Source organism: Brevundimonas sp. (assembly GCF_035999125.1).
GTDB lineage: Bacteria > Pseudomonadota > Alphaproteobacteria > Caulobacterales > Caulobacteraceae > Brevundimonas.
In genome coordinates this window covers 81,291-102,619 of the sequence record NZ_DASYGX010000013.1, presented here as the reverse complement: position 1 = coordinate 102,619, position 21,329 = coordinate 81,291, and the positions used below count along the sequence as shown (strand labels likewise).

Here is a 21,329-nt window from a genome sequence, read left to right as displayed (position 1 = left end):
CGAGGTGTCCAAATGACCGCACCGGTGAGCCTCACCGAGGCGAAGCTGTTTCTGCGCGTCGAGCACGAGGCGGAGGATGGGCTGATCCAGACGCTGGTCGACGCGGCGCGGGCGCGGGTGGAGGGGGAGGTGGGGCTGACGCTGACCTCGACCAGTCCGGCGCCGTTGCGCCTGGCGGTGCTGATGCTGGCGCTGCGGGCGTATGAGCGCGGAGAGCGCGAAATGCCGGTCGCGACGGTCGAGGCCTGGATCGCGCCCTATCGCGTGGTGCGGCTGTGAGAGCGTTGGCGGGCCTGTTCGAGGTCGAGGACGTCGAGACGCCGTATGGCGGAATGGCCGTCAGCTATGAGCCGCTGGGCCATGTCTGGCTGAAGCTGGGCGCGCGACGGCGGCGGGAGCGGACGGAGGCGGGCCGCGCGGCGTCGGTCGAGACCACGACGGTGGAGACGCGGGTCGATCCGCGGCTGAGGCCCGGGCGGGTGCTTCGGTTCGGCGGGGCGGACTGGGCGATCGTCTTCGTCGAGGTGGGGGCGGAGAGGCCGGGGCGGGCGAAGCTGAGCCTGGAGCGTGTTCGATGAGCGCGCATGAGGCGGGGCTGATCAGGGCGGTGATCGCGCGGCTGAAGGCGGACGCGGGCGTGGACGCGCTGCTGGCCGGGCGGGTGTGGGACGAGGCGCCGGTGGACGCGGCCTTGCCGCACATCCGCATCGGTCGAGGCGAGAGCCGGCCGGTGGGCGCCGAGGGCTGCGGGGTCGAGCAGGCGCTGACCCTGACGGCGGTCAGCGGGTTCCGCGGATCCGAGGAGGCGCGGGCGATCCTGGCGGCGGTGCGGGCGTGTCTGACCGACGTATCGCTGGAGGCCGACGGGGTGAAGGCGGTGAGCGCGCGGGTGACCTTTTCAGACGTGTTTTCGAGCCCCAGCGGCGAGCGCCGGTATGCGGTGATGCGGCTCAGGGCGGTGACGGAAGAAGTCTAGGCAGTAGGGCTTGGGCAGTAGGCAGTAGGGCCGCGCGTCCGGATCACTCCCTACTGCCTATTGCCTACTGCCTCGTCGCAACAACGAGGAGACGATCATGGCCGCACAAGCCGGCAAGGACATGCTGCTGAAGATTTCGGACGGCGCGGGCGGGTTCGTGACCGTGGCGGGCCTAAGGGCGCGGACGATCGCGCTGAACGCGCGGACGGTGGACGCGACCGACGCGGACTCCGCCGGGCGCTGGCGCGAGCTGCTGGCCGGGGCCGGGGTGAAGTCGGCGGCGGTGAGCGGGACGGGCGTGTTCCGCGACGCGGCGTCCGACGCCCTGATCCGGGAGGCCTTCTTCTCGCAGGCGGCGGAGACCTGGCGTCTGATCGTGCCGGACTTCGGCGTGCTGGAGGGGCCGTTTCTGGTCGCCGCGCTGGAGTACGCCGGCGAGCACGAGGGGGAGGCGAGCTTCGCCCTGAGCCTGGCGAGCGCGGGGGAAGTGACGTTTGGGGCGGTCTAGGCGGGGGCCACTTCCGACAGTCGACGCAGCGTCGGCCAATCGACCTGGGCGTACCAAGCGTCGCGGTCGACAGCGGGCGGTCCTGGCCGACCGAACGCCAACACGCCCTCAACTTCGAAGTCGTCTTCGTCCTGCCAGAGCAGAATGCGGTCTCCGTGCGAGAGCCCGAGAAACGCGGGATCGAATGGCGCATTGCCTGATTTAAGCAGCCACGCGCGATCCAGCGTGGAGAGAGCGTTGAAGTCGGTCCAAACCCTGATCATGCAGCGCCCCCGCAGACGAGGCGGGTCATTTCGCGGTTGTAAATTTCGGCGTATTGGCGCGCGGCGGCATTGAACGCGACGGCGTCGGCATCGACCGGCGTATCGGAAGTGCCGGCAATCATGGCCTGGCCGTGACGCCACCAGCCGTCAGGACGGGAGCCGCAGTCGCCGGCGCCGGGAAACAGGGTGGTCGCTTCGTAGACGCCGAGGACGCGGCGATCGCCGCGCGCGGCGGCTTCGCGCGCGTGGGCGGAAGCAGCGGTGACGTCCAGACGGGCAGGGTCGATCACGACCTCGCCGAGGCCGGGCGCGCAGGCGACCAGCAGCAAGGGAATGCAGAGAAGGAGCGCGCGCATGGGCGTGAGCATGGCGCCGAACGCTGCGCGGGGCGAGGCCGTCGTCACGTTGGCGGGGGTTCAGCGAAAGCTGTGCCTGACGCTGGGGGCGCTGGCGGAGATCGAGGGGGCGCTGGGGCTTGAGGGGCCGGGCGCTCTGGCGGAGCGGATGCGCGGCCTGTCGGCGCGGGATCTGACGGCGGTGCTGGCTGCGCTGTTGCGGGGCGGAGGCGAGGCGGCGTTCGCCGGCGAGCTGGATCGGGCGGCGGTGACGCCGGTGGAGGCGGCGGAAGCCGTGGCGGCCGCTTTCACGGCGAGCGCGTGAGCTGGGCGGGGATGCTGCGGACGGCGGTGGCGCTGGGGATTCAGCCGGAAGCGTTCTGGCGGCTGTCGCTGAAGGAATGGCGGATGCTGACGGAGCGGGCGGGGGAACCGACGCTGGGTCGCGACGGGCTGGAGGCGCTGATGGCGCGGTGGCCGGACGGAGCTTGGGGTGAGAGCCCCTCCACCGCTTCGCGGTCCCCCTCCCCATCGCTGCGCGACGGGGAGGAGACATGACCGACACATTAGGAGACATCCCGCGCCGGACGGCGGAGGCTCAGGCGGCGCTGGAGGCCTTGCGGGAGCCGGCGGAGCGGACGGCGGGCGCGATCGAGGAGGCGTTCGGGCGCGCGGGCGAGCGGCTGGCGGGGTCTCTGGCGCGGGCGGCGGCGGACGGGGAGATCACGCTGCAGGAGCTGGCCCGGGCGGTGCTGGGCGCGGTGAACGCGGCGGCGGGCGCGGGGCTGGGGCAGGCGATCACGCAAGCCCTGGGCGGGGTGTTCGGCGGTGCGCGGGCGGACGGCGGGCCGGTGAGCGCGGGCGGCGCCTATCTGGTCGGCGAGCGCGGGCCGGAGGTGTTCCGGCCGTCGACCGGCGGCGAGATCGGGCCTGCGACGAGCGCGCCGGTGACGGTGAACGTCACCGTGCAGGGCGGGACGGAAACCCTGCTGCGCAGCGAGGCGCAGGTGGCGCAGGCGCTGGCGCGCGCGGTGATGCTGGGCGCGCGGAAGATCTAGCGCAGCGAGCGACCGCGTCGCGAGCGTCAGGGCGCGTCAGAGCCCCTTGGGGTTCGGGCCGAAGCGGTTGGAGCCCGCCTGGGAATCGACCAGGCCGATCCAGGCGAGGAAGATGAACCCGACCAGGAACGACAGGGCGAACAGGCCCATGGCGGGGCCGAGGGCGGCGAGCAGGGCCCAGGGATCCTCGGTCCAGGCGGTGGCGAAGACGCCGACGCCGGCCATGATGACCCCGCCGAACAGGGCTCCGATGCCGACGACCCAGGGGATGAGGACGAGCCAGCCGGTCTGACCCATGTCGTGCAGGCGCTTCACCGCGATGGCGGTGTTCGGCCAGATCAGGGCGATGGACAGCAGCTGGCCCAGGACCGGGATCCAGCCGAGGACGACGCCGGCGCCGAGCAGCAGCAGCCAGCCGATCCAGAAATGCGAGCGTCGGGTGCGCCCCTCGAAGGACAGCAGCAGGTGCTGAAGGTTCAGCGGCTGTTCGTGGCTGCGGTCGAGATCGTGGGTCATCGGGCCCTCCCTCCTGTGACGCCGCGACGATGACGGACGGCGACGCGGCGGACAAGTGAAAGAGACGTCATGAGTTTTCACGAGGTGAGCCTGCCGGCGCGTCCCCGCCTTCGCGGGGATGACGAGAGGGCGCGCGGGGGTGGGGCATGAGCTTCCACGAAATCAGCCTGCCGGCGCGCCTGGCCTTCGGGTCGACCGGGGGCGTGGAGCGGCGGACTGAGGTCGTGACGCTGGCGTCGGGCTTCGAGCGGCGGTCTACGCCGTGGGCGGAGGGCCGTCGGCGGTGGCTGATCGGGGCGAACCTGAGGTCGTTGGCGGACATGGCGGAGCTGGTCGCCTTCTTCGAGGCGCGGGCCGGGCGGCTGCACGGGTTCCGGTTTCGGGACTTCATGGACTTCCGGTCGTGCGCGCCGGGCGCCGAGCCGGCGGCGACGGACCAGGCGATCGGGACAGGCGACGGGGAGACGGTCAGGTTCCAGCTGACCAAGGGTGCGCGGATGATCCACAAGCCGGCGCCGGGGTCTGTGGTGGTGGCGGTCGACGGCGTCCTCGTGGCCGCGGAAGTCGATGCGACGACGGGCGTGGTGACGCTGGCGGCGGCGCCGGAGGAGGGCGCGGCGGTGACGGCGGGGTTTTTGTTCGACGTGCCGGTGCGGTTCGACGCGGATCGGATCGACGTGACGCTGGAAAGCTTCGACGCCGGGCGGATGGCGGCCGTGCCGCTGGTGGAAGTGCGGGTCTAGGCCATGCGCGATATTCCTGAAGATCTGGTCGCCCGCATCGAGAGCGGGGCGGCGAGGCTGTGCCATGCCTGGATCGTGACGCGGGCGGGCGGCGAGAGGCTGGGGTTCACGGACCACGACCGGGCGCTGGAGGTGGACGGGGTCGTGTGCTCGCCGAGCGAGGGCTGGGGCGTCGGGGCGAGCGAGGCGGAGGTCGGGGGCGTGGCGGGGACGGCGACGGCGGAAGGGGCCGCGGGCGAGGGCTTCGATCCGGCGGCGTTCGACGGGGCCTCGGTGGACCTGTGGCGCGTGGACTGGTCGGAGCCGGCGCTGAAGGCGCCGCTGTGGGCCGGGTCGCTGGCGCGGCTGACGTTGGCGGACGGGAAGGTCACGGTCGAGCTGGAAGGGTCGGCGGCGAAGCTGGATCGGGCGGTGGGGCGGACCTATGGCCGGGCCTGCGACGCGGAATTTCGGGACGCCCGATGCGGGGTGGCGAGCGACGCCTTCCCGGGCATGAGCTGCGACAAGCGGTGGCGGACGTGCGTGGACGCGTTCGGGAATGGGGCGAACTTCCGCGGGTTTCCGCACGTGCCGGGCGACGACTTCATCGCCGCCGTGCCGGTCGAGGGCGGGCGGCATGACGGGGGACGGCGGTGAGCGCCGGCGCACTGGAGGCTGCGCGGGCCTGGATCGGGACGCCGTATCGGCATCAGGCGAGCGTGAGGGGTGTGGGGGCGGACTGTCTGGGGCTGGTGCGGGGGATCTGGCGCGAGGTGGTGGGGCCGGAGCCGACGGTCGTGCCGCCGTATTCGCCGGACTGGGCGGAGGTCGGCGGGGCGGAGACGCTGCTGGAGGCGGCGCGGGCGTGGCTGGTGGAGGTGCATCCGGAGCAGGCACGAGTCGGCGACGTGCTGCTGTTCCGCATGAGCCGGGGCGCGCCGACGAAGCATTGCGGCGTGTTGAGCGCCGTCGGGCCGACGCGGAAGATGATCCACGCCTACTGGGGCCGGGCGGTCGTCGAAAGCTGGATGGGTCGGTTCTGGGAAGAGCGGCTGGCGGGGGTGTTCCGCTGGCCTGATCCCACGCTCCGTCATCCTCGGGCTTGATCCGAGGATCGGAGGCGCCGCGCGAGGGCTCGTCGATGCGGAAGTTGGGCGGCTTACCGCAAACACCGAGAGGTCCAACGTCTGGTCCTCGGGTCAAGCCCGAGGATGACGGAGTTTGAGAGGAATGGAATGGCATCAGGCATCCTGGGCGCGGTCGGCGGGGCGGTGGCGGGGCCGCTGGGGGCGGCGGTCGGACGGGCGCTGGGCGGGGTGCTGGACGCGCGGCTGATTTCTTCGCTGGGGCCGGTGAGGCGCGGGCCGCGGATCGAGGCGCTGAGGGTGCAGGGCACGGCGGAGGGCGCGCCGATGGCCTGGGTCGCCGGGCGGGCGCGGGTGACGGGGCAGGTGATCTGGGCCGCGCGATTCCTGGAGGACCGGCGGACCGAAAGCGCGGGCAAGGGCGGGCCCAGGACGGAAACCAGCGCCTATTCGCTGAGCTTCGCGGTCGCGATCTGCGAGGGCGAGATCGACGGGATCGGGCGGGTTTGGGCCGACGGGCGGCCGATGGACCTGACCGGCGTGACCATGCGGGTGCATCGGGGCGGCGAGGACCAGACGCCCGATCCGCTGATCGAGGCGGTCGAGGAGGAGGCGCCGGCGTATCGGGGCGTCGCCTATGCGGTGGTCGAGGATCTGACGCTGGGGTCGTACGGAAACCGGGCGCCTCAGCTGAGTTTCGAGGTGTTCCGGCGGCCGCGCGGGGCGGAGCCGGTGCTGGAGGATCTGCTGGAGGGGGTGTGCCTGATCCCCGGGGCGGGGGAGTTCGTGCTGGCGACGGAAGCCGTGGTGCGGCGCGAGGGGCTGACGCGGACGGCGGCGGAGAACGTGCACACGGGCGACGGGCGGCCGGGGCTGGTCGTCAGCCTGGACCAGCTGCAGGCGCAGGCGCCGAACCTGAAGCGGGTCAGTCTGGTGGTCGGGTGGTTCGGGTCGTCCACGGCGGCGCATGAGTTCACGGTGAAGCCGGGTGTGGAGCGGCGGGACAAGGCGACGGAGCCGATGGGGTGGTCGGTCGCCGGGCTGGGGCGGGACGAGGCGCATCTGATTTCGCAGGTCGACCGCGCGCCGGCCTATGGCGGGACGCCGTCGGACGAGAGCGTGCGGCAGGCGGTTGCGGAGCTGAAGGCGCGGGGGCTGGAGGTGACGCTCTATCCGTTCGTCTTCATGGACTGCGACGGATACCCGTGGCGCGGACGGGTCGCGGGGCGAGACGGCGTGCAGGCCGCGGCGGATTTGGCGGCGGGCTTCGGCGAGGTGGACGGTTGGGGCCTGAGGCGGATGGCGCGGCACTATGCGGCGCTGGCGGCGGAGACGGGGGCAGAGGGACTGCTGATCGCATCCGAGATGCGCGGGCTGACATGGACGCGCGATGCGGACGGCGAGTTTCCGGCGGTTCAGCAGCTGCGCGATCTGGCGGCGGAGTGCCGGGCGATCGTGGGGCCGGGGGTGAAACTGTCCTACGCCGCGGACTGGTCGGAATGGTTCGGGCGGCATGACGGCGAGGCCGTGATCTTTCACCTGGATCCGCTGTGGGCGGACGCGAACGTGGACTACGTCGGCATCGACTTCTATCCGCCGCTGGGCGACTGGCGGGCGGGAGACGGCGGGGTGGACGGGGAGGCGTTCGCGGGGCCGGACGATCCGGCATACCTGGCCGCGCAGGTCGCGGGCAGGGAGAATTTCGACTGGTTCTACGCCTCGGCCGAGGATCGGGCGGCGCAGGCGCGGACGCCGATCGTGGACGGGGCGCACGGCGAGGACTGGGCGTTCCGAGCCAAGGATCTGGCGGGGTGGTGGTCGCACGCGCACCACGATCGGCCGGGCGGAGTGAGGTCGGCGAGCCCGACCGCCTGGGTTCCGGGGATGAAGCCGATCCGGCTGACGGAGTTCGGGTGCGCGGCGGTGGATCGCGGGGCGAATGCGCCGAACCTGTTTCAGGACCCGAAGAGCGACGAGAGCGCCCTGCCGCCGCATTCGACGGGCGCGCGGGACGATCGGATGCAGCGGCGGGCGCTGGAGGCCGTGCTGCGGTTCTATGGGTCAGCGGCGAACAATCCGGTCTCGGCGGTCTATGGCGGGCCGATGCTGGAGGCGGCGGACGCCTGGTGCTGGGACGCGCGGCCTTGGCCGGCGTTTCCGGCGCGGGACGACCTGTGGGCCGACGCGGGGGCTTGGGCGACCGGCCATTGGCTGAACGGGCGGCTGCACGGCGAAGGGACGGCGCTGGCGCAGGCCGTGCTGGAGCGGGCGGGATATGCGGTCGAGGACGTGCAGGTGGACGCCGGTCCCGCGCGCGTGGACGGGATCGTGCTGGAGGGGCCGACGGCGGCGCGGGAGGCGCTGGCGCCGCTGTGCGCGGCCCTGGGGCTGACGCCGGTGGAGCGGGGGCGTGGGGTGCGGCTGATCGCGCCCGGGCCGGCCCAGGGTGAGATCGCGCGGGCGGCGCTGGCGCTGGAGGATGGGCGGCCGAGCGTGCGGCTGGATCGTCGGCTGGAGGCGCCGCCGGCGACGGTGCGGGCCCGGTTCGTGGACGGGGATGCCGATTATCGGACCGGGGCTGTGGCCGCGAGGGGCGGCGGCGCGGGCGAGGAGGCGGCGCTGGATCTGGCGGTGGTCTGCCCGGCCGTGACGGCGGAGGACGCGGCGAAGCGGCGGCTGGCGACGGAGGGCGAGGTCGAGACGCTGACGCTGGCGTTTGGTCCGCTGGAGGCGTTGCGGCTGGAGCCGGGCGACGTCGTCGAGGTCGAGGGGTTTGAGGGCGATTGGCGCGTCGACCGGGTGACGCGGGACGAGGCGCCGCGGGCGTCGCTGAGCCGGGCGCCGCGCGCGCTGGTCGCCGGGGAGGCCGGGCGACCCGCCGGAGAGACGCCGGCGGAGCCGTTCGGGGCGCCGTTCCTGGCGGTCCTGGATCTGCCGCCTCTGCCTGATGCGGAAGGCGACGCGCGGCCTCTGGCGGCGGTGGCGGGCGAACCGTGGCGGGCGCAGGCGGTCTGGGCGGGAGGTTCGTCCGAGACGCTGACGGCGCGCGGAGAGGCGACGACGCCGGCGACGGTGGGCGTGCTGGTCGAGCCGATGGCGGCGGGGGTGCGGCATCGCTGGATGCGGGACGCCGGGCTGGTGGTCCGGCTGGAGGGGCGGCCCCCGAGCTCGCGGCCGGAGACGGCGTTGCTGGGCGGGGCGAATGCGCTGGCGGTGGCCGGGGCCGAGGGCTGGGAGATCGTGCAGTTCCTGTCGGCCGAGCCGATGGGCGGGGACGTCTGGCGGTTGTCGGGTCTGTTGCGAGGACAGCAGGGCACGGTCGCGGCCGGCGCGGAAGTCGGGGCGGTCGTGGTCATGCTGGAGGGCCTGACGCGGGTCGATCTGGCGCCCGGCGAGCGGGGGCTGGAGCGGACTTGGCGAGCGGCGCCGCGAGGAGGCCCGGCGGGCGGGGCTTCGTCGACCGAGGTGACGGCGGTGGTGCAGGGCGTGCACGGGCGACCGTGGGAACCGGCGCGGCTGGTCGCGCGCGAGACGGCGGACGGCGGGCGGTCGCTGGGCTGGATCGCGCGGTCGCGGCTGGACGGGGATCGCTGGGAGGGGCCGGAGACGTCGGCCGATCCCCTGCGGTTTCGGGTGCGCTGGCTGGACGGCGAGGTCGAGGTCGGGACGGCGGAGGTCGAGGCGGCGGCCCTGGAGATGACCGGGGCGTCGCTGGCGGCGATGTTTCCCGACGGGCTGGGCGCGGCGCGGGCTGCGGTCGGTCAGTGGGGCGAGGGCTGGGGATGGGGGCTGGAGGCGACGATCCCTCTCGCGTGAACCGGATTCCTACCGTAACTGACGGTCGAAGCATTGAGGAGCGACGGCCGAGTGGCGGGTGATCCCTACAAGGAATTGGGCGTGGCGCGGGGCGCGAGCGCGGCGGAGATCAAGTCCGCCTATCGCAAGCTGGCCAAACAGCTGCATCCGGATTCCAACCCCGGCGACAAGGCGGCCGAGGAGCGGTTCAAGCGCGTGACGGCGGCCTTCGACATCCTGGGCGACGCCGAGAAGAAGGCGAAGTTCGACCGGGGCGAAATCGACGCGGACGGGCGCGAGCAGTTCCGGGGATTCTCCGGCCGGCCGGGCGGCAGTCCGTTCGGTCAGGCCGGGGCGCGGGGCGCGTTCGAGGACGTCGATCTGGAGGAGATCTTCGGCGGCATGTTCGGCGGCGGGGCGCGGGCCGGGGGCGGCCGGGGCTTCGCCTCGCGCGGTCAGGACGTGCGGGCGACGCTGGAGATCAGCCTTGAGGACTCCATCTCCGGCGCGACGCGGCGGATCCAGTTCTCGGACGGTCGTATGCTGGACGTGGCCATTCCCAAGGGGGCGGGCGACGGCCAGACGATCCGGCTCAAAGGCCAGGGGGCTCCTGGGCGCGGGGGACCCGCCGGCGACGCCCTGATCGAGCTGAAGATCGCCAAACACCCCCTGTTCACGAGGGACGGCGCGGACCTGACCATGGATCAGCCGGTGGCGCTGTACGACGCGGTGCTGGGCGGCAAGATCGCGGTGCGGACGCCGGAAGGCACGGTGATGATGACGATCCCGAGGGGATCGAGCTCGGGCAAGGTGCTGAGGCTGAAAGGGCGCGGGGCGTTTCAGGACGGACGGCGCGGCGACCTGCTGGCCAAGCTGATGATCGCGCTGCCGGAGGGGGACGAGCGCCTGACGAAACTGGCTGAGGCGGCGCGGGACGAAGGGCCGGTCAAGCCCTTCCGCGACTGAGGCCCGGATGACCAACAAGCCGAACGTCAAGCCCGCGCGGCCCTGGTTCTCGTCCGGGCCGACGGCCAAGCGGCCGGGGTGGTCGCGCGAGGCGATCCCGACGGATCTGCTGGGCCGGGGCATCCGCGCGCCGGAGGTGGTGGCGCGGTTCGCGCACGGGCTGGCGCTGACGCGGGAGCTGCTGCAAGTCCCGGAAGACCGGGCGCTGGTCTATGTGCCCGGGTCCGACACCGGGGCGGTGGAGGCGGCGCTGTGGAACCTGTTGGGCGCCCGGCGCGTGCAGGTCATGGCGTTCGAGAATTTCGGCAAGGTGTGGGCGACCGACGTGCGCGACCACCTGAAGCTGGAGCCCGAGGTGCTGACAGCGCCGTGGGGGCGGTTTCCCGACGTGTCGAAGGTCGATCCGGCGGCCGACCTGGTGCTGCCGTGGAACGGCACGACCTCGGGCGTGCGGGCGCCGGGCGTGGACTGGATCGCGGGGAACCGGGAGGGCCTGGTGATCTGCGACGCGACCTCGGCGGCGTTCGCCATGCCGTTGCCGTGGGATCGGCTGGACGTTTTGACCTTCAGTTTCCAGAAGGCGCTGGGCGGCGAGGCGGGGCTGGGCGTGGCGGCGCTGGGGCCGCGGGCGATCGCGCGGCTGGATCAGTTCGAGCCGCCGCGACCGGTGCCGAAGGTGCTGCGGCTGCGGGACGGGAAGGGTTTCGACCGGACGCTGGCGTCGGGGTCGATGATCAACACCTTCAGCGTCTGGACGCTGGAGGACTGGATCGACGCCGTGGAATGGGGGCTGGCGGTCGGCGGCCTGCCGGAGCTGATCCGGCGCACCGACGCCAGCTTCGCGGCGCTGGGCGCGTGGGTCGACCGGACCGACTGGATCGACTGGCTGGCCGAACGGCCGGAGGAGCGGTCGATCACGAGCGTGTGCCTGAAGATCGTCGACCCGCGCGTGGCGGCGCTGGATGAGGAGGCGCAGCGGGCGCTGGTGACGCGGATGAAGGCGCTGCTTGAGGCGGAGGGGGCCGCGTTCGACGTGGAAGGCCACCGCAACGCCCCGCCGGGCCTGCGCGTCTGGTGCGGCTGCACCGTGGACGCCGCGGACGTCGAAGCGCTGGGGCCGTGGCTGGATTGGGCGTTCGGGGAGGCGCTGGCGGAATAATGGCCGCGGACGGACGACACCCGGCGATTCCGGGGCTATAGCCTCCGCCCGCAAGCAGCGGAGAGTGATCCTTGGCGAACGTCGCGGTGGTCGGCGCCCAGTGGGGCGACGAGGGCAAGGGCAAGATCGTGGACTGGCTGTCGAACCGCGCCGACGTGGTCGTGCGGTTCCAGGGCGGGCACAACGCGGGCCATACGCTGGTGGTGGACGGCAAGGTCTACAAGCTGGCGCTGCTGCCCTCGGGCGTCGTGCAGGGCAAGCCGTCGATCATCGGCAACGGGGTGGTGGTCGATCCCTGGCATCTGGTCGGGGAGATCGAGAAGATCGCGGCGCAGGGCGTGCCGATCACCCCGGACATCCTGACCATCGCGGACAATGCGTGTCTGATCCTGCCCATCCATCCGGCGCTGGACGTGGCGCGCGAGGCGGCGGCCAAGGCCCCGGGGGCGAAGATCGGGACGACGGGCCGGGGCATAGGCCCGGCCTATGAGGACAAGGTGGGGCGGCGCGCGATCCGCGTCTGCGACCTTGCCGACGCGGACGACCTGAGGGTCAAGATCGACCGGCTGAGGTCGCACCACGATCCGCTTCGGGCCGGGCTGGGGTTGGAGCCGATCGATCCGGAGGCGCTGCTGGCGCAACTGCTGGAGATCGCGCCGAAAATCCTGCCGTTCGTGAAGCCGGCGTGGCGCGTGCTGGATCAGGCGCAGAAGGCGGGCAAACGGGTGCTGTTCGAAGGCGCGCAGGGCGCGTTCCTGGACGTGGACCACGGAACCTATCCGTATGTGACGTCGTCGAACACCGTGGCGGGCCAGGCGGCGGCGGGGGCGGGCGTGGGACCCAAGGGTGTGGGATATGTGCTGGGGATCGTGAAAGCCTATACGACGCGGGTCGGCGAGGGGCCGTTCGCTTGTGAGCTCAATGACGCGGTGGGCGAGCATCTGGCGACCGTGGGGCGCGAGGTGGGGGTCAACACCGGGCGGGCGCGGCGGTGCGGGTGGTTCGACGCGATGCTGGTGCGGCAGTCGGTGGCGATCAACGGGATCGACGGGATCGCGCTGACGAAACTGGATGTGCTGGACGGGCTGGAGACGCTGAAGATCTGCGTCGGCTACCGGGTGGACGGCGAAGTGCTGGACTATCTGCCGTCGAGCCTGAAGGCCCAGGCCGCGGCCGAGCCGGTGTTCGAGGAGCTGGAGGGCTGGAGCGAGAGCACAGCCGGGGTGCGCAGCTTCAAGGACATCAACGCCAACGCGATCAAATACGTGCGGCGGATCGAGGAGTTGATCGGGGCGCCGGTGGCCCTGCTGTCGACCAGCCCGGAGCGGGACGACACGATTTTGATGCGCGATCCCTTCCAGGGTTGAGAAGAAAGTCAGCGTTCAAGCGGTTTTAACCGCGTACGACGTATGCCGGTGCGTTCCGTTCAGGGAGGCGCCGGTGTTCGCAGTCGATCGTCGCATGTTGGCCAGGCTGGAGCCGGTGGTGCGCCGCGTGCTGATCGTCGATCACAACGCCCATGCGGCCCGGCTGATCGCCGAACTTCTGAAAACGCTGGGCGCCCGCGAGGTGGTGGTCGAGGGCGAGGCTCGGCCGGCGATGCGGGCCGCCGCGACCCTGGATCCCGGCCTGATCTTCACCGAGCGCCTGGGCCCCAATCTGGACGGCGAGGAGTTCGCGCGCGCCGTGCGACGATCCGACATGTCGTGCCGTCGGGCCCCGATCATCATGGTGACGGCGGAGGCGACCGCGAGTTCCATCAAGGGCGCGCGCGACGTCGGGGTGCACGAATATCTGCGCAAGCCCTTCACCAGCGCCGATCTGATGAAGCGGATCGAGAACGTGGCGCTGAAGCCGCGGGACTGGATCGAGGGCGTGGCCTACGTCGGGCCCGACCGGCGGCGGTTCAACTCCGGCGAATACGCCGGACCGACCAAGCGCAAGTCCGACAAACCGACGAGCGCGGCGCAAGCGGTCGCCGACGCCAAGGATCAGGCGATGCGCATCCTGGCCGCCGCGCTCGACCAGTTCGACGCCGACCCGGCCCAGGCGGTGCGCGCGGTCAGGGAGCAGGCCGTGCAGCTGAAGGCCATCGGCATGAAGGCGTCGGATACGCGCCTGGTGGTCGCGGTCGGCGCGCTGGAGGTGTCGCTGGCATCGGGCCCGGCCACGAAAGCCACGCTGGCGGCGCCGATCGGCGCGCTTCTGGCGATGCATCAGGGCGCCGGGGAGGCGTTGCGAAGGGCGGGTTGAGGCGAAAGCCCCTCCACCGCTTCGCGGTCCCCCTCCCCATCGCTCCGCGACGGGGAGGAGACGGCGCCTTCAGGCGTCGACGAGGTTCCGCTCTTCGGCGGCCGCGCGCATGGCCTTCTGCAGCTTTTCGAAGGCGCGGACCTCGATCTGGCGGACGCGCTCGCGGCTGACGCCGTACTGGCCCGCCAATTCTTCCAGGGTGACCGGATCGTCCTTCAGGCGGCGCTCGGTCAGGATGTGCTTCTCGCGGTCGGTCAGCTCCTCCATGGCCTCCTGCAGCAGGCTCATGCGGATCGACTTCTCCTCGTCCTCGGCGAGCTGGGTCTCCTGGGAGACGGCGGTGTCGTCGGCCAGCCAGTCCTGCCATTCGCTCTCGCCGTCGGCGCGCAGCGGCGCGTTCAGGGAGGCGTCGCCGGACAGACGGCGGTTCATGTCGGTGACTTCCTGTTCCGACACGCCCAGCTTGGTGGCGATGGCCGTCAGGTTCTCGGGCCGCAGGTCGCCTTCCTCGAAGGCCGAGATCTGGCTCTTGGCCTTGCGCAGGTTGAAGAACAGCTTCTTCTGGGCGGCGGTGGTGCCCATCTTCACAAGCGACCAGCTGCGCAGGATGTATTCCTGGATCGAGGCGCGGATCCACCACATGGCGTAGGTGGCCAGGCGGAAGCCCTTGTCCGGGTCGAATTTCTTGACGGCCTGCATCAGGCCGACGTTGCCTTCGGAGATCACCTCGCCGATCGGCAGGCCATAGCCGCGATAGCCCATGGCGATCTTGGCCACGAGGCGCAGATGCGAGGTGACGAGACGGTGCGCGGCCTCAGGATCCTGGTGTTCGCTCCACCGCTTGGCGAGCATGAACTCCTCGTCCTTGGTCAGCATCGGAAACTTGCGGATTTCCGTCAGGTATCGCGACAGTCCCTGTTCAGGCGACATCACCGCGAGCGTCGTGTTGGCCATGTGGTCCCTCCGACCGAATGAGCGGGTCCTTCGGTTTCGGCCGCACCATGCGCGCCGACGCCTCACCCCTCAGCGAAATAAATGGGTCCGGGTTGCGGGTCGGAAAAGAGACACGTCGTCACAGCGGCGCGCGACCGTGGCCCGGACGCCACTGTGATCGTGTCTGTAGCAGTTTGTCCGTCCTTTATCAAGACGGACTAGGAGCCCAGTAAGTCCTGCTGATCCTTGTGACGGCGGAACCAGGCGTCGGCATAGGAACAGACCGGCACGATCTTCAGGCCCTGGGTACGGGCGTCGCCGGCGACGTGGGCCATCAGGCGAGCCGCCAGGCCCTGGCCTTCGTGCGAGGGCGGCACGAAGACGCGACGGACCGTCATCACCCCTTCGGACACGCGGACGTCGACCTGGGCCTCGTCACCGTCGTCGAGGGGCAGGACGTAGCGGGGGCCTTGGGAGTCGAAGATGATGTCGGTCATGGGTCACTCCAGGTCTTCCAGCGCGGCCTCGAGCGCGCGCATGTCGGCAGGAGGAACGGTCTCGAAGCGCAGGGGTTCGCCGGTGACGGGGTGGACGAACCCTAAGACGGCGGCATGCAGGGCCTGTCGGCTCAGTCCCGCGTCGGCGATCGCCGCCTTCACGGGCGCGGCGGGGCTGCCGGAGCCGTAGACGGCGTCGCCCAGGATGGGGGCGCCCCTCGACGACAGATGCACGCGGATCTGATGGGTGCGGCCGGTGTGCAGCGTGCACAGGACGCGGGCGGCAGAGGGCGCGGCGCCGGGCTTTCTCGGCGGGCCGTAGACCCGCTGGACGACGTAGTCCGTGATCGCCTCACGCCCGCCGGAGCGCAGCACGGCCATCTTCTTGCGGTCGGAGGACGAGCGGCCGATCAGGGTCTGGATGCGGCCCTTGGTCGGGTCCGGCGCGCCGCGGGTCAGGGCGACGTAGCTGCGCTCGATGTCGTGGGCGGCGAACAGGGCCGACAATCCGGCGTGGGCGCGGTCGGACTTCGCGGCGACCATGACGCCCGAGGTGTCCTTGTCGAGCCGGTGGACGATGCCCGGGCGGGCCACCCCGCCGATGCCGGACAGGGACGCGCCGCAGTGATGCAGAAGGGCGTTGACCAGCGTGCCCGTCTCGCTGCCCGGCGCGGGGTGAGCGGCCATGCCGGCGGGCTTGTCGATCACGATCAGGTCCACGTCCTCGAACAGGACCGTGAGCGGCAGATTTTCCGGACGGGGGGCCGCAGCGATGGGCGGCGGCACGTCGAGACGGTGCAGGCCGGCCTGGGTCTTGGCGGAACCGTCGGTGAGGGAGACGCCGTCGCGCGATGCGCGGCCTTCGGCGATCAGCGCCTGGATGCGCGCGCGCGACAGCTGGGGCAGGGCGACCGCAAGTGCGCGGTCGAGGCGTCCTTCCGTCCCGTCCAGAAGAACCTCCAGCGTCTCGCCGCCGTCGTCGGGGTCCAGAGGCTCGTCGCTCATGCCCCGGCTTAGCACGGCGTCCGGCTGCGGCAACTTGGCCGTTCAGCATGGGAGAGGCATAGTGGGGGGGGGCACTCGGGGGGGGATGATGCGGTTTCTGATCATGGCTGCGGCGGTGGGGGCCGGGCTGGCGCTGGGCAGCTGCGCGACGATGAGCGAGGACCAGTGCCTGGCCGGCGCCTGGGGCGAGGTCGGTCTGGCGGACGGTCGGGCCGGATACGCGGACGACCGTCTGACGGCGCACGCAGAGGCCTGCGCCAAGGTGGGCGTCGTGCCGGACGAGGCCGTCTATTTCGCCGCGCGGGAGGAGGGGCTGCGCAGCTATTGCGTTCCGGCCAACGGCTTCCGCGTCGGGCGCGACGGATCGTCCTACGCCGGCGTTTGTCCAGCTTCGGTCGAGGAGCCTTTCCTGTCGGCCTATCGCGACGGTCAAGTTCTGGGGGCCGCGGAACGGGCGGTGTCCGACGCCGCGTCGCGGGTGTCGTCCTATGGGGCGCGTGCCGAGGAGTTGGACGAAAAGATCGCCGCCAAACGCCGGGAATGCCGGGACGAGACCCTGGCCGAGGACGTCCGGCAGTTGGCCTGCGACCGCGTCGGCGAACTGCGAGCGGAGCGCGACGGCACGCTGTCGGGCTGGCGGCAGGCGCAGGATGACCTGCGCTGGGCCGAGCGCGAGCTGCAGGACGTGCGCTGGCGGCTGGGCTCGCTTCACGCCTTCTGACCCTTGCGTTTCGCGCGGACGAGACTAGATTGTCGCCACTTATGCTGAAAGTGAGCATAAGTCGGCGGTCGCAGTCGCGGTCCGCCGTTCTTCTGGCCTCATTTATGCTCTGATTGAGCAAAAGGGGTGGAGCGATGGCGGACGGGACGTTCGGGATTTCGGCGGAGACGGCGCGGGCGACCGCGGGAGTCTGGGACAAGGTCCGTGACCACGTCACGCCGCTGGAGTGGCCGGCCAAGGCAGAGCTGATTGTGGAGATCAACCGGCTGAAGCGCGAGCGCGACGCGGTCGTGCTGGCCCACAACTACATGACGCCCGACGTCTTCCACGGCGTCGGCGACTACGTCGGCGACAGCCTGGGCCTGGCCAAGGAGGCGGCCAAGTCGAGGGCGAAGGTGATCGTCCAGGCCGGCGTGCACTTCATGGCCGAGACGTCGAAAATCCTGTCGCCGGAAAAGACGGTGCTGATCCCCGACCTGCGCGCGGGGTGCAGCCTCGCCGCCTCGATCACCGGCGCGGACGTACGGCTGATCAAGCAGCGGCATCCGGGGCTGCCGGTCGTCACCTATGTGAACACCACGGCGGACGTGAAGGCCGAAACCGACATCTGCTGCACCAGCGCCAATGCCGTGCAGGTGGTCGAATGGGCCGCGCGGGAGTGGGGCGTGGACAAGGTCATCCTGATCCCCGACGAGTTCCTGGCGCGAAACGTGGCGGCCCAGACGACGGTGGGCATCGTCGCCTGGAAGGGCCGCTGCGAGGTGCATGAGCGCTTCACCGCGCAGGACATCGCCGACATGCGCGAGGCTTGGCCGGAAGCCGACATCCTGGCCCACCCGGAATGTCCGGAGGAGATCCTGGCCGCCGCCGACTTCGCGGGTTCGACCGGGGCGATGGCGGACTACGTCACCACCCGCAAGCCGAAGCAGGTGGTGCTGATCACCGAGTGCTCGATGGCGTCCAACATCGCCGCCGAGGCGCCGGGGACCCAGTTCATCGGCCCGTGCAACCTGTGCCCGCACATGAAGCGGATCACGCTGGAGAACATCCGCGACGCCCTACTGCACATGCAGTTCGAGGTGACGGTGCCGGAGGAGATGGCGGAGCGGGCGCGGCTGGCGGTCCAGCGCATGGTCGACCTGCCGCCGCCGTCGATCCCGGCGCGCTATGACCTGGTCAAGGCGCGGCACCACGTGGCGGTGGAGCTGCTGTGATGCACTATGTTCCGCCCGTGCGCGCCGTGGCGGCGGTGGACAAGCGCACCCTGCGGCTTCTCGCCCTGACGGCCTTGCTGTTGAGGGGCGAGAAGGCCAAGTCTCGGCGATGACCGACGCCCCCCGCCGACCGGGTCCGTGGGACCCCAAGCCCACTCACACCGCCGTGCCGACCACGCCGGACGCCGTCTCGCGCGAGACGGAGCTGGACAAGGGCCAGAGCCTGCCCTGGGCGGTGGTGTCGACCCTGCTGCTGGGCGGCCTCATCTGGTACCTGACCGGCAGCTGGGTGATCGTGATCGCCCTGATCTTCGGCCTGCTGGTGCATGAATACGGCCACGTGCTGGCGATGAACCGCCTCGGCATGGGCCCGGCCAAGATCTACATCATCCCGTTTCTGGGCGGGCTGGCGAAGGCGCAGCGCAATCCCAAAAGCGAATGGGACGGGGTGCTGGTGTCACTGGCCGGGCCGGCGTTCGGCCTGTTGGCGGCCGCGCCCTTCTTCGGCCTGTGGCAGGTGACGGGACAGGCGGCGTGGCTGGGCGGAGCCTTCGCCATCGCCATGATCAACCTGGTGAACTTGGCGCCCGCGCCCCCGCTGGACGGGTCCAAGGCGCTGGGCCCCGTCTTGGCGCGCATCCATCCGGCGCTGGAGTGGGCGGCGCTGCTGGCCACCGGTGCGGCGGTGGTCTGGTGGGGCGTCACCAACGGCAGCTTCCTGTTCGCGGCCTTCCTCGGCATCGCCCTGATCGGCCATCTGCGTCGCGGCAAGTGGCGGCCTTACGGTCGCGCGCTGACCTGGCGCGAGGCCGGGCTGAGCACTTTGTTGTTCCTTGCGACCACGGCCGCCTGCATCGCTGTGGGCGTGGCGGCGCTGCTGCCGCTGGGCGACGGCGGCGTGACGGGCGGACTGAGCCAGGGCGGCCAGATCCTGGGACTGGTCGAGTGAGGCGGATCGTCCATGACGGGCCGCTGGTGATCGGGGGCGGGCTGGCGGGCCTGTCGGCGGCGCTTGAGGCCGCGCCGCGCCGCGTGCTGGTCGTTTCGCCAGAGCCGCTGCTGCAAGCCTCGGCTTCGGCCTGGGCCCAGGGCGGGGTGGCCGCGGCGTTGGGCGCCGACGACGCGCCGGAGCTGCATGCGGCGGACACGCGCGCGGCCGGCGCCGGCCTTGTCGATCCGGCGGCGGCGGCGGCTCTGACCGCGGAGGGGCCGGCGACGATCAACTGGCTGGCCGGCCTCGGCGCGCCGTTCGACCGGGATGAATGCGGGGGCTTCGCGGTCAGCCTTGAAGCGGCGCATTCCCGCGCCCGCGTGGCCCGCATCGGCGGCGACGGGGCCGGCCGGGCGGTGCTGTCGGCTCTGGTCGTCTCGGCGCGCGCGGCGGCGCATCTGACGATCTGGGAGGACAGCCGGCTTCTGGCGCTGGTGCGATCCGACGCCGGAGCGGTGGTGGGCGCGGTGATCCAGCGGACCGACGGTCCGGTGACCGTGCTGGCCTCGGCGGTGATCCTGGCCACCGGCGGTGTGGGCGGCCTGTTCGCCGAGACGACGACGCCCGTCGCCCTGTGCGGCGAGGGTCTGGCCGCCGCCTGGCTGGCGGGCGCCGACGTGCTGGATCCCGAGTTCGTGCAGTTTCACCCGACGGCCATGGACGTGGGTCTGGACCCCATGCCGCTGGCGACCGAGGCGCTGCGGGGCGAGGGCGCGCGGCTGATCGACCGTGATGGACAGTTCCTGTTGGGGCCTGCGCCGGACGCCGACCTGAAGCCGCGCGACGTGGTCGCCCGCGCCGTGCATCGCGCGCGCGCGCAGGGGCGGGGAGCGTTTCTGGACGCCCGCGGCGCCGTCGGCGCGCATTTCCCGGACGCCTTCCCGGCGGTGTTCGCCGCCTGCCTGAGGGCGGGGATCGACCCGCGCGAGACGCCGATCCCGGTCGCCCCGGCCGCCCACTATCACATGGGCGGGATCGCCGCAGACGTGGACGGGCGCACCAGCGTGCCGGGCCTGTTCGCGGTCGGCGAGTGCGCCGCCACCGGCGTGCACGGCGCCAATCGCCTGGCGTCCAACAGCCTGCTGGAGGCCGCCGCCTTCGGGCGGCGCGCCGGACGGGCGGCGGCGGAAATCGTCAAGCGTGACGGCCGCGTTTCAGCCCCGGACATTCCGCCGACGCTGCGCGAAGACGATCTGGCGAGGCTGCGCCGACTGATGAGCCGGGACATGGGCGTGCTGCGCGATGGCTTGGGGCTGACGCGTGCGCTCGACGAAATGGGCGCCGTCGCCGCCCATTCGGGAGAGGCTCTTCCCCTGATCGCCGCGCGGCTCATGGTCGAGGCGGCTCTGGCGCGGCGGGAGAGCCGCGGCGGTCATCATCGCAGCGATTTCCCCAAGACGAACGCGGTGGCCGTGCATACGCGGATCCCGGGCCAGCCCTCGGCGAGCGAAAAGGCGGCGGCATGAGCTTCGATCTGCACCTCGATGCGGTCGTCCGTGCGGCGCTGGTCGAGGACTTGGGACGGGCTGGGGACGTGACCGCCGCCGCCTGCGTGCCGGCCGACGCACGCCTGAGGGCGGCCTTCACGGCCCGGGCCGCCGGAGTGGCGGCAGGCGTCGGTGCGGCACGACTGGCCCTGGCGGCGCTTGACGTCGGCGCCGTCGTGGATGAGCGGGTGCGCGACGGAGGGCGGTTCGAGGCCGGCACGGTGTTGGTCGAGATCGAAGGGAACGCCTGCGCCGTCCTGGCCGCCGAGCGCACCGCGCTGAACCTGATGGGCCGCCTGTGCGGAGTGGCGACCCTGACCCGCGCCTACGTCGACGCCGTGGCCGGCACGAAGGCGCGGATCGCCGACACGCGCAAGACGACCCCTGGCCTGCGCGCGCTGGAGAAGCACGCCGTGGCCATGGGCCGGGGCATGAACCATCGCTTCGGCCTGGACGACGCCATCCTGATCAAGGACAATCACGTCGCCCTGTGCGGCGGCGACGCCGCGGAGGCCGTGCGACGGGCCCGCACCCACGCCGGCCACCTGATGAAGATCGAGGTCGAGGTCGATCGGCTGGATCAGCTGCGCTCGGTTCTGGCTCTGGTCGAGGCGGGGCAAGGGCCGGACGTGGTCATGCTGGACAACTTCGATCTGGCCGACCTTCGAACGGCCGTGGCGGAGACGGCCGGGCGGGTGGTGCTGGAGGCGTCCGGCGGCGTGACCCTGGCGACCGTGCGAGGCATCGCCGAGACCGGCGTCGACGTGATCTCCGTGGGCGCCCTGACGCACTCCGCGCCGGCGCTGGACGTCGGTCTGGACGTGGCCTGAGCGGAACGGGCCCAA

Annotated in this window: 26 protein-coding genes; 20 read left to right on the top strand and 6 right to left on the bottom strand. The window is 71.7% G+C overall.

The window, feature by feature from the left end:
* Nucleotides 1-12 precede the first annotated feature (12 nt).
* The 4 genes from VGN45_RS11770 (at nucleotide 13) to VGN45_RS11755 (ending at nucleotide 1,484) form a co-directional block, all read left to right on the top strand.
* On the top strand, nucleotides 13-279 hold the full coding sequence (locus VGN45_RS11770; protein ID WP_327462660.1) for a head-tail connector protein: 267 nt from the start codon (nucleotides 13-15) through the stop codon (nucleotides 277-279).
* Nucleotides 276-578 (top strand): phage head completion protein, encoded by a 303-nt coding sequence (locus tag VGN45_RS11765; protein WP_327462658.1) that lies wholly within the window; start codon nucleotides 276-278, stop codon nucleotides 576-578. The genes VGN45_RS11770 and VGN45_RS11765 overlap by 4 nt, the downstream gene beginning before the upstream one ends.
* Complete coding sequence (locus VGN45_RS11760) at nucleotides 575-976, top strand: DUF3168 domain-containing protein (protein ID WP_327462656.1); 402 nt, start codon at nucleotides 575-577, stop codon at nucleotides 974-976. The genes VGN45_RS11765 and VGN45_RS11760 overlap by 4 nt, the downstream gene beginning before the upstream one ends.
* A gap of 97 nt (nucleotides 977-1,073) precedes the next feature.
* Nucleotides 1,074-1,484 carry a phage major tail protein, TP901-1 family gene (locus VGN45_RS11755; protein ID WP_327462654.1) on the top strand — a complete coding sequence of 137 codons (411 nt, stop codon included), beginning with the start codon at nucleotides 1,074-1,076 and terminating at the stop codon, nucleotides 1,482-1,484.
* On the opposite strand, the gene VGN45_RS11750 is transcribed toward VGN45_RS11755, so the two are convergent.
* A complete protein-coding gene (locus VGN45_RS11750; RefSeq protein WP_327462653.1) occupies nucleotides 1,481-1,747 on the bottom strand; it encodes a hypothetical protein in 267 nt (88 codons plus the stop codon). The genes VGN45_RS11755 and VGN45_RS11750 overlap by 4 nt on opposite strands.
* A complete protein-coding gene (locus VGN45_RS11745; protein ID WP_327462651.1) occupies nucleotides 1,744-2,103 on the bottom strand; it encodes a hypothetical protein in 360 nt (119 codons plus the stop codon). Before VGN45_RS11745 ends, VGN45_RS11750 begins: the two co-directional genes overlap by 4 nt.
* Here VGN45_RS11745 and VGN45_RS11740 point away from each other — a divergent pair.
* From VGN45_RS11740 to VGN45_RS11730, 3 genes are read left to right on the top strand one after another with little or no spacing between them, the layout of a single operon-like run.
* Nucleotides 2,102-2,407, top strand: coding sequence for a GTA-gp10 family protein (locus VGN45_RS11740; RefSeq protein ID WP_327462649.1), 306 nt, complete (start codon nucleotides 2,102-2,104; stop codon nucleotides 2,405-2,407). The genes VGN45_RS11745 and VGN45_RS11740 overlap by 2 nt on opposite strands.
* Nucleotides 2,404-2,640, top strand: a complete 237-nt coding sequence (locus VGN45_RS11735) for a phage tail assembly chaperone (RefSeq protein ID WP_327462647.1) — start codon at nucleotides 2,404-2,406, stop codon at nucleotides 2,638-2,640. Before VGN45_RS11740 ends, VGN45_RS11735 begins: the two co-directional genes overlap by 4 nt.
* Nucleotides 2,637-3,140, top strand: coding sequence for a phage tail tape measure protein (locus VGN45_RS11730; RefSeq protein WP_327462645.1), 504 nt, complete (start codon nucleotides 2,637-2,639; stop codon nucleotides 3,138-3,140). Before VGN45_RS11735 ends, VGN45_RS11730 begins: the two co-directional genes overlap by 4 nt.
* Before the next feature lie 36 nt (nucleotides 3,141-3,176).
* On the opposite strand, the gene VGN45_RS11725 is transcribed toward VGN45_RS11730, so the two are convergent.
* Nucleotides 3,177-3,656 (bottom strand): DUF805 domain-containing protein, encoded by a 480-nt coding sequence (locus VGN45_RS11725; RefSeq protein WP_327462643.1) that lies wholly within the window; start codon nucleotides 3,654-3,656, stop codon nucleotides 3,177-3,179.
* Between the two features lie 146 nt (nucleotides 3,657-3,802).
* On the opposite strand from VGN45_RS11725, the gene VGN45_RS11720 reads away from it, so the two are divergent.
* From VGN45_RS11720 to VGN45_RS11685, 8 genes are all read left to right on the top strand, one after another.
* Nucleotides 3,803-4,399, top strand: coding sequence for a DUF2460 domain-containing protein (locus VGN45_RS11720; protein ID WP_327462641.1), 597 nt, complete (start codon nucleotides 3,803-3,805; stop codon nucleotides 4,397-4,399).
* Between the two features lie 3 nt (nucleotides 4,400-4,402).
* On the top strand, nucleotides 4,403-5,035 hold the full coding sequence (locus VGN45_RS11715) for a baseplate hub protein (RefSeq protein ID WP_327462639.1): 633 nt from the start codon (nucleotides 4,403-4,405) through the stop codon (nucleotides 5,033-5,035).
* The gene (locus VGN45_RS11710; protein ID WP_327462637.1) at nucleotides 5,032-5,484 is read left to right on the top strand and encodes an NlpC/P60 family protein; all 453 of its coding nucleotides are present in this window, start codon (nucleotides 5,032-5,034) and stop codon (nucleotides 5,482-5,484) included. The genes VGN45_RS11715 and VGN45_RS11710 overlap by 4 nt, the downstream gene beginning before the upstream one ends.
* A gap of 129 nt (nucleotides 5,485-5,613) precedes the next feature.
* Nucleotides 5,614-9,279: a baseplate multidomain protein megatron gene (locus VGN45_RS11705; protein WP_327462636.1), complete on the top strand. Its 3,666-nt coding sequence runs from the start codon at nucleotides 5,614-5,616 to the stop codon at nucleotides 9,277-9,279.
* Between the two features lie 51 nt (nucleotides 9,280-9,330).
* On the top strand, nucleotides 9,331-10,224 hold the full coding sequence (locus VGN45_RS11700; RefSeq protein ID WP_327462634.1) for a DnaJ C-terminal domain-containing protein: 894 nt from the start codon (nucleotides 9,331-9,333) through the stop codon (nucleotides 10,222-10,224).
* A 7-nt stretch (nucleotides 10,225-10,231) separates the two neighbouring features.
* Nucleotides 10,232-11,383 (top strand): phosphoserine transaminase, encoded by a 1,152-nt coding sequence (locus VGN45_RS11695; protein ID WP_327462632.1) that lies wholly within the window; start codon nucleotides 10,232-10,234, stop codon nucleotides 11,381-11,383.
* A 71-nt stretch (nucleotides 11,384-11,454) separates the two neighbouring features.
* Nucleotides 11,455-12,750: an adenylosuccinate synthase gene (locus VGN45_RS11690; RefSeq protein ID WP_327462630.1), complete on the top strand. Its 1,296-nt coding sequence runs from the start codon at nucleotides 11,455-11,457 to the stop codon at nucleotides 12,748-12,750.
* 73 nt (nucleotides 12,751-12,823) lie between these two features.
* Complete coding sequence (locus tag VGN45_RS11685; protein WP_327462628.1) at nucleotides 12,824-13,636, top strand: response regulator; 813 nt, start codon at nucleotides 12,824-12,826, stop codon at nucleotides 13,634-13,636.
* A 69-nt stretch (nucleotides 13,637-13,705) separates the two neighbouring features.
* Here VGN45_RS11685 and rpoH read toward each other — a convergent pair whose 3' ends face one another.
* The 3 genes from rpoH to VGN45_RS11670 all read right to left on the bottom strand — a co-directional run bounded on the left by rpoH (nucleotide 13,706) and on the right by VGN45_RS11670 (nucleotide 16,071).
* Nucleotides 13,706-14,590: an RNA polymerase sigma factor RpoH gene (gene rpoH, locus VGN45_RS11680; protein WP_327462626.1), complete on the bottom strand. Its 885-nt coding sequence runs from the start codon at nucleotides 14,588-14,590 to the stop codon at nucleotides 13,706-13,708.
* A 197-nt stretch (nucleotides 14,591-14,787) separates the two neighbouring features.
* Nucleotides 14,788-15,066, bottom strand: a complete 279-nt coding sequence (locus VGN45_RS11675) for a GNAT family N-acetyltransferase (RefSeq protein ID WP_327462624.1) — start codon at nucleotides 15,064-15,066, stop codon at nucleotides 14,788-14,790.
* A gap of 3 nt (nucleotides 15,067-15,069) precedes the next feature.
* A complete protein-coding gene (locus VGN45_RS11670; protein ID WP_327462622.1) occupies nucleotides 15,070-16,071 on the bottom strand; it encodes an RluA family pseudouridine synthase in 1,002 nt (333 codons plus the stop codon).
* An 88-nt stretch (nucleotides 16,072-16,159) separates the two neighbouring features.
* Between VGN45_RS11670 and VGN45_RS11665 the strand changes: the two genes are divergently transcribed.
* The 5 genes from VGN45_RS11665 (at nucleotide 16,160) to nadC (ending at nucleotide 21,314) form a co-directional block, all read left to right on the top strand.
* Nucleotides 16,160-16,792: a DUF2799 domain-containing protein gene (locus VGN45_RS11665; RefSeq protein WP_327462618.1), complete on the top strand. Its 633-nt coding sequence runs from the start codon at nucleotides 16,160-16,162 to the stop codon at nucleotides 16,790-16,792.
* 134 nt (nucleotides 16,793-16,926) lie between these two features.
* On the top strand, nucleotides 16,927-18,006 hold the full coding sequence (gene nadA, locus VGN45_RS11660; RefSeq protein ID WP_327462616.1) for a quinolinate synthase NadA: 1,080 nt from the start codon (nucleotides 16,927-16,929) through the stop codon (nucleotides 18,004-18,006).
* 109 nt (nucleotides 18,007-18,115) lie between these two features.
* Nucleotides 18,116-18,955, top strand: a complete 840-nt coding sequence (locus VGN45_RS11655) for a metalloprotease (RefSeq protein ID WP_327462614.1) — start codon at nucleotides 18,116-18,118, stop codon at nucleotides 18,953-18,955.
* Nucleotides 18,952-20,463 carry an L-aspartate oxidase gene (locus tag VGN45_RS11650; RefSeq protein ID WP_327462612.1) on the top strand — a complete coding sequence of 504 codons (1,512 nt, stop codon included), beginning with the start codon at nucleotides 18,952-18,954 and terminating at the stop codon, nucleotides 20,461-20,463. Before VGN45_RS11655 ends, VGN45_RS11650 begins: the two co-directional genes overlap by 4 nt.
* On the top strand, nucleotides 20,460-21,314 hold the full coding sequence (gene nadC / locus VGN45_RS11645) for a carboxylating nicotinate-nucleotide diphosphorylase (RefSeq protein ID WP_327462610.1): 855 nt from the start codon (nucleotides 20,460-20,462) through the stop codon (nucleotides 21,312-21,314). Before VGN45_RS11650 ends, nadC begins: the two co-directional genes overlap by 4 nt.
* Nucleotides 21,315-21,329 lie beyond the last annotated feature (15 nt).

Coding starts and splice junctions, on each gene's coding strand:
- VGN45_RS11770 (WP_327462660.1), top strand. CDS start 13: ATGACCGCACCGGTGAGCCTCACCGAGGCGAAGCTGTTTCTGCGCGTC.
- VGN45_RS11760 (WP_327462656.1), top strand. CDS start 575: ATGAGCGCGCATGAGGCGGGGCTGATCAGGGCGGTGATCGCGCGGCTG.
- VGN45_RS11755 (WP_327462654.1), top strand. CDS start 1,074: ATGGCCGCACAAGCCGGCAAGGACATGCTGCTGAAGATTTCGGACGGC.
- VGN45_RS11750 (WP_327462653.1), bottom strand. CDS start 1,747: ATGATCAGGGTTTGGACCGACTTCAACGCTCTCTCCACGCTGGATCGC.
- VGN45_RS11740 (WP_327462649.1), top strand. CDS start 2,102: ATGGGCGTGAGCATGGCGCCGAACGCTGCGCGGGGCGAGGCCGTCGTC.
- VGN45_RS11745 (WP_327462651.1), bottom strand. CDS start 2,103: ATGCGCGCGCTCCTTCTCTGCATTCCCTTGCTGCTGGTCGCCTGCGCG.
- VGN45_RS11730 (WP_327462645.1), top strand. CDS start 2,637: ATGACCGACACATTAGGAGACATCCCGCGCCGGACGGCGGAGGCTCAG.
- VGN45_RS11725 (WP_327462643.1), bottom strand. CDS start 3,656: ATGACCCACGATCTCGACCGCAGCCACGAACAGCCGCTGAACCTTCAG.
- VGN45_RS11720 (WP_327462641.1), top strand. CDS start 3,803: ATGAGCTTCCACGAAATCAGCCTGCCGGCGCGCCTGGCCTTCGGGTCG.
- VGN45_RS11715 (WP_327462639.1), top strand. CDS start 4,403: ATGCGCGATATTCCTGAAGATCTGGTCGCCCGCATCGAGAGCGGGGCG.
- VGN45_RS11705 (WP_327462636.1), top strand. CDS start 5,614: ATGGCATCAGGCATCCTGGGCGCGGTCGGCGGGGCGGTGGCGGGGCCG.
- VGN45_RS11695 (WP_327462632.1), top strand. CDS start 10,232: ATGACCAACAAGCCGAACGTCAAGCCCGCGCGGCCCTGGTTCTCGTCC.
- rpoH (WP_327462626.1), bottom strand. CDS start 14,590: ATGGCCAACACGACGCTCGCGGTGATGTCGCCTGAACAGGGACTGTCG.
- VGN45_RS11675 (WP_327462624.1), bottom strand. CDS start 15,066: ATGACCGACATCATCTTCGACTCCCAAGGCCCCCGCTACGTCCTGCCC.
- VGN45_RS11670 (WP_327462622.1), bottom strand. CDS start 16,071: ATGAGCGACGAGCCTCTGGACCCCGACGACGGCGGCGAGACGCTGGAG.
- VGN45_RS11665 (WP_327462618.1), top strand. CDS start 16,160: ATGCGGTTTCTGATCATGGCTGCGGCGGTGGGGGCCGGGCTGGCGCTG.
- nadA (WP_327462616.1), top strand. CDS start 16,927: ATGGCGGACGGGACGTTCGGGATTTCGGCGGAGACGGCGCGGGCGACC.
- VGN45_RS11655 (WP_327462614.1), top strand. CDS start 18,116: ATGACCGACGCCCCCCGCCGACCGGGTCCGTGGGACCCCAAGCCCACT.
- nadC (WP_327462610.1), top strand. CDS start 20,460: ATGAGCTTCGATCTGCACCTCGATGCGGTCGTCCGTGCGGCGCTGGTC.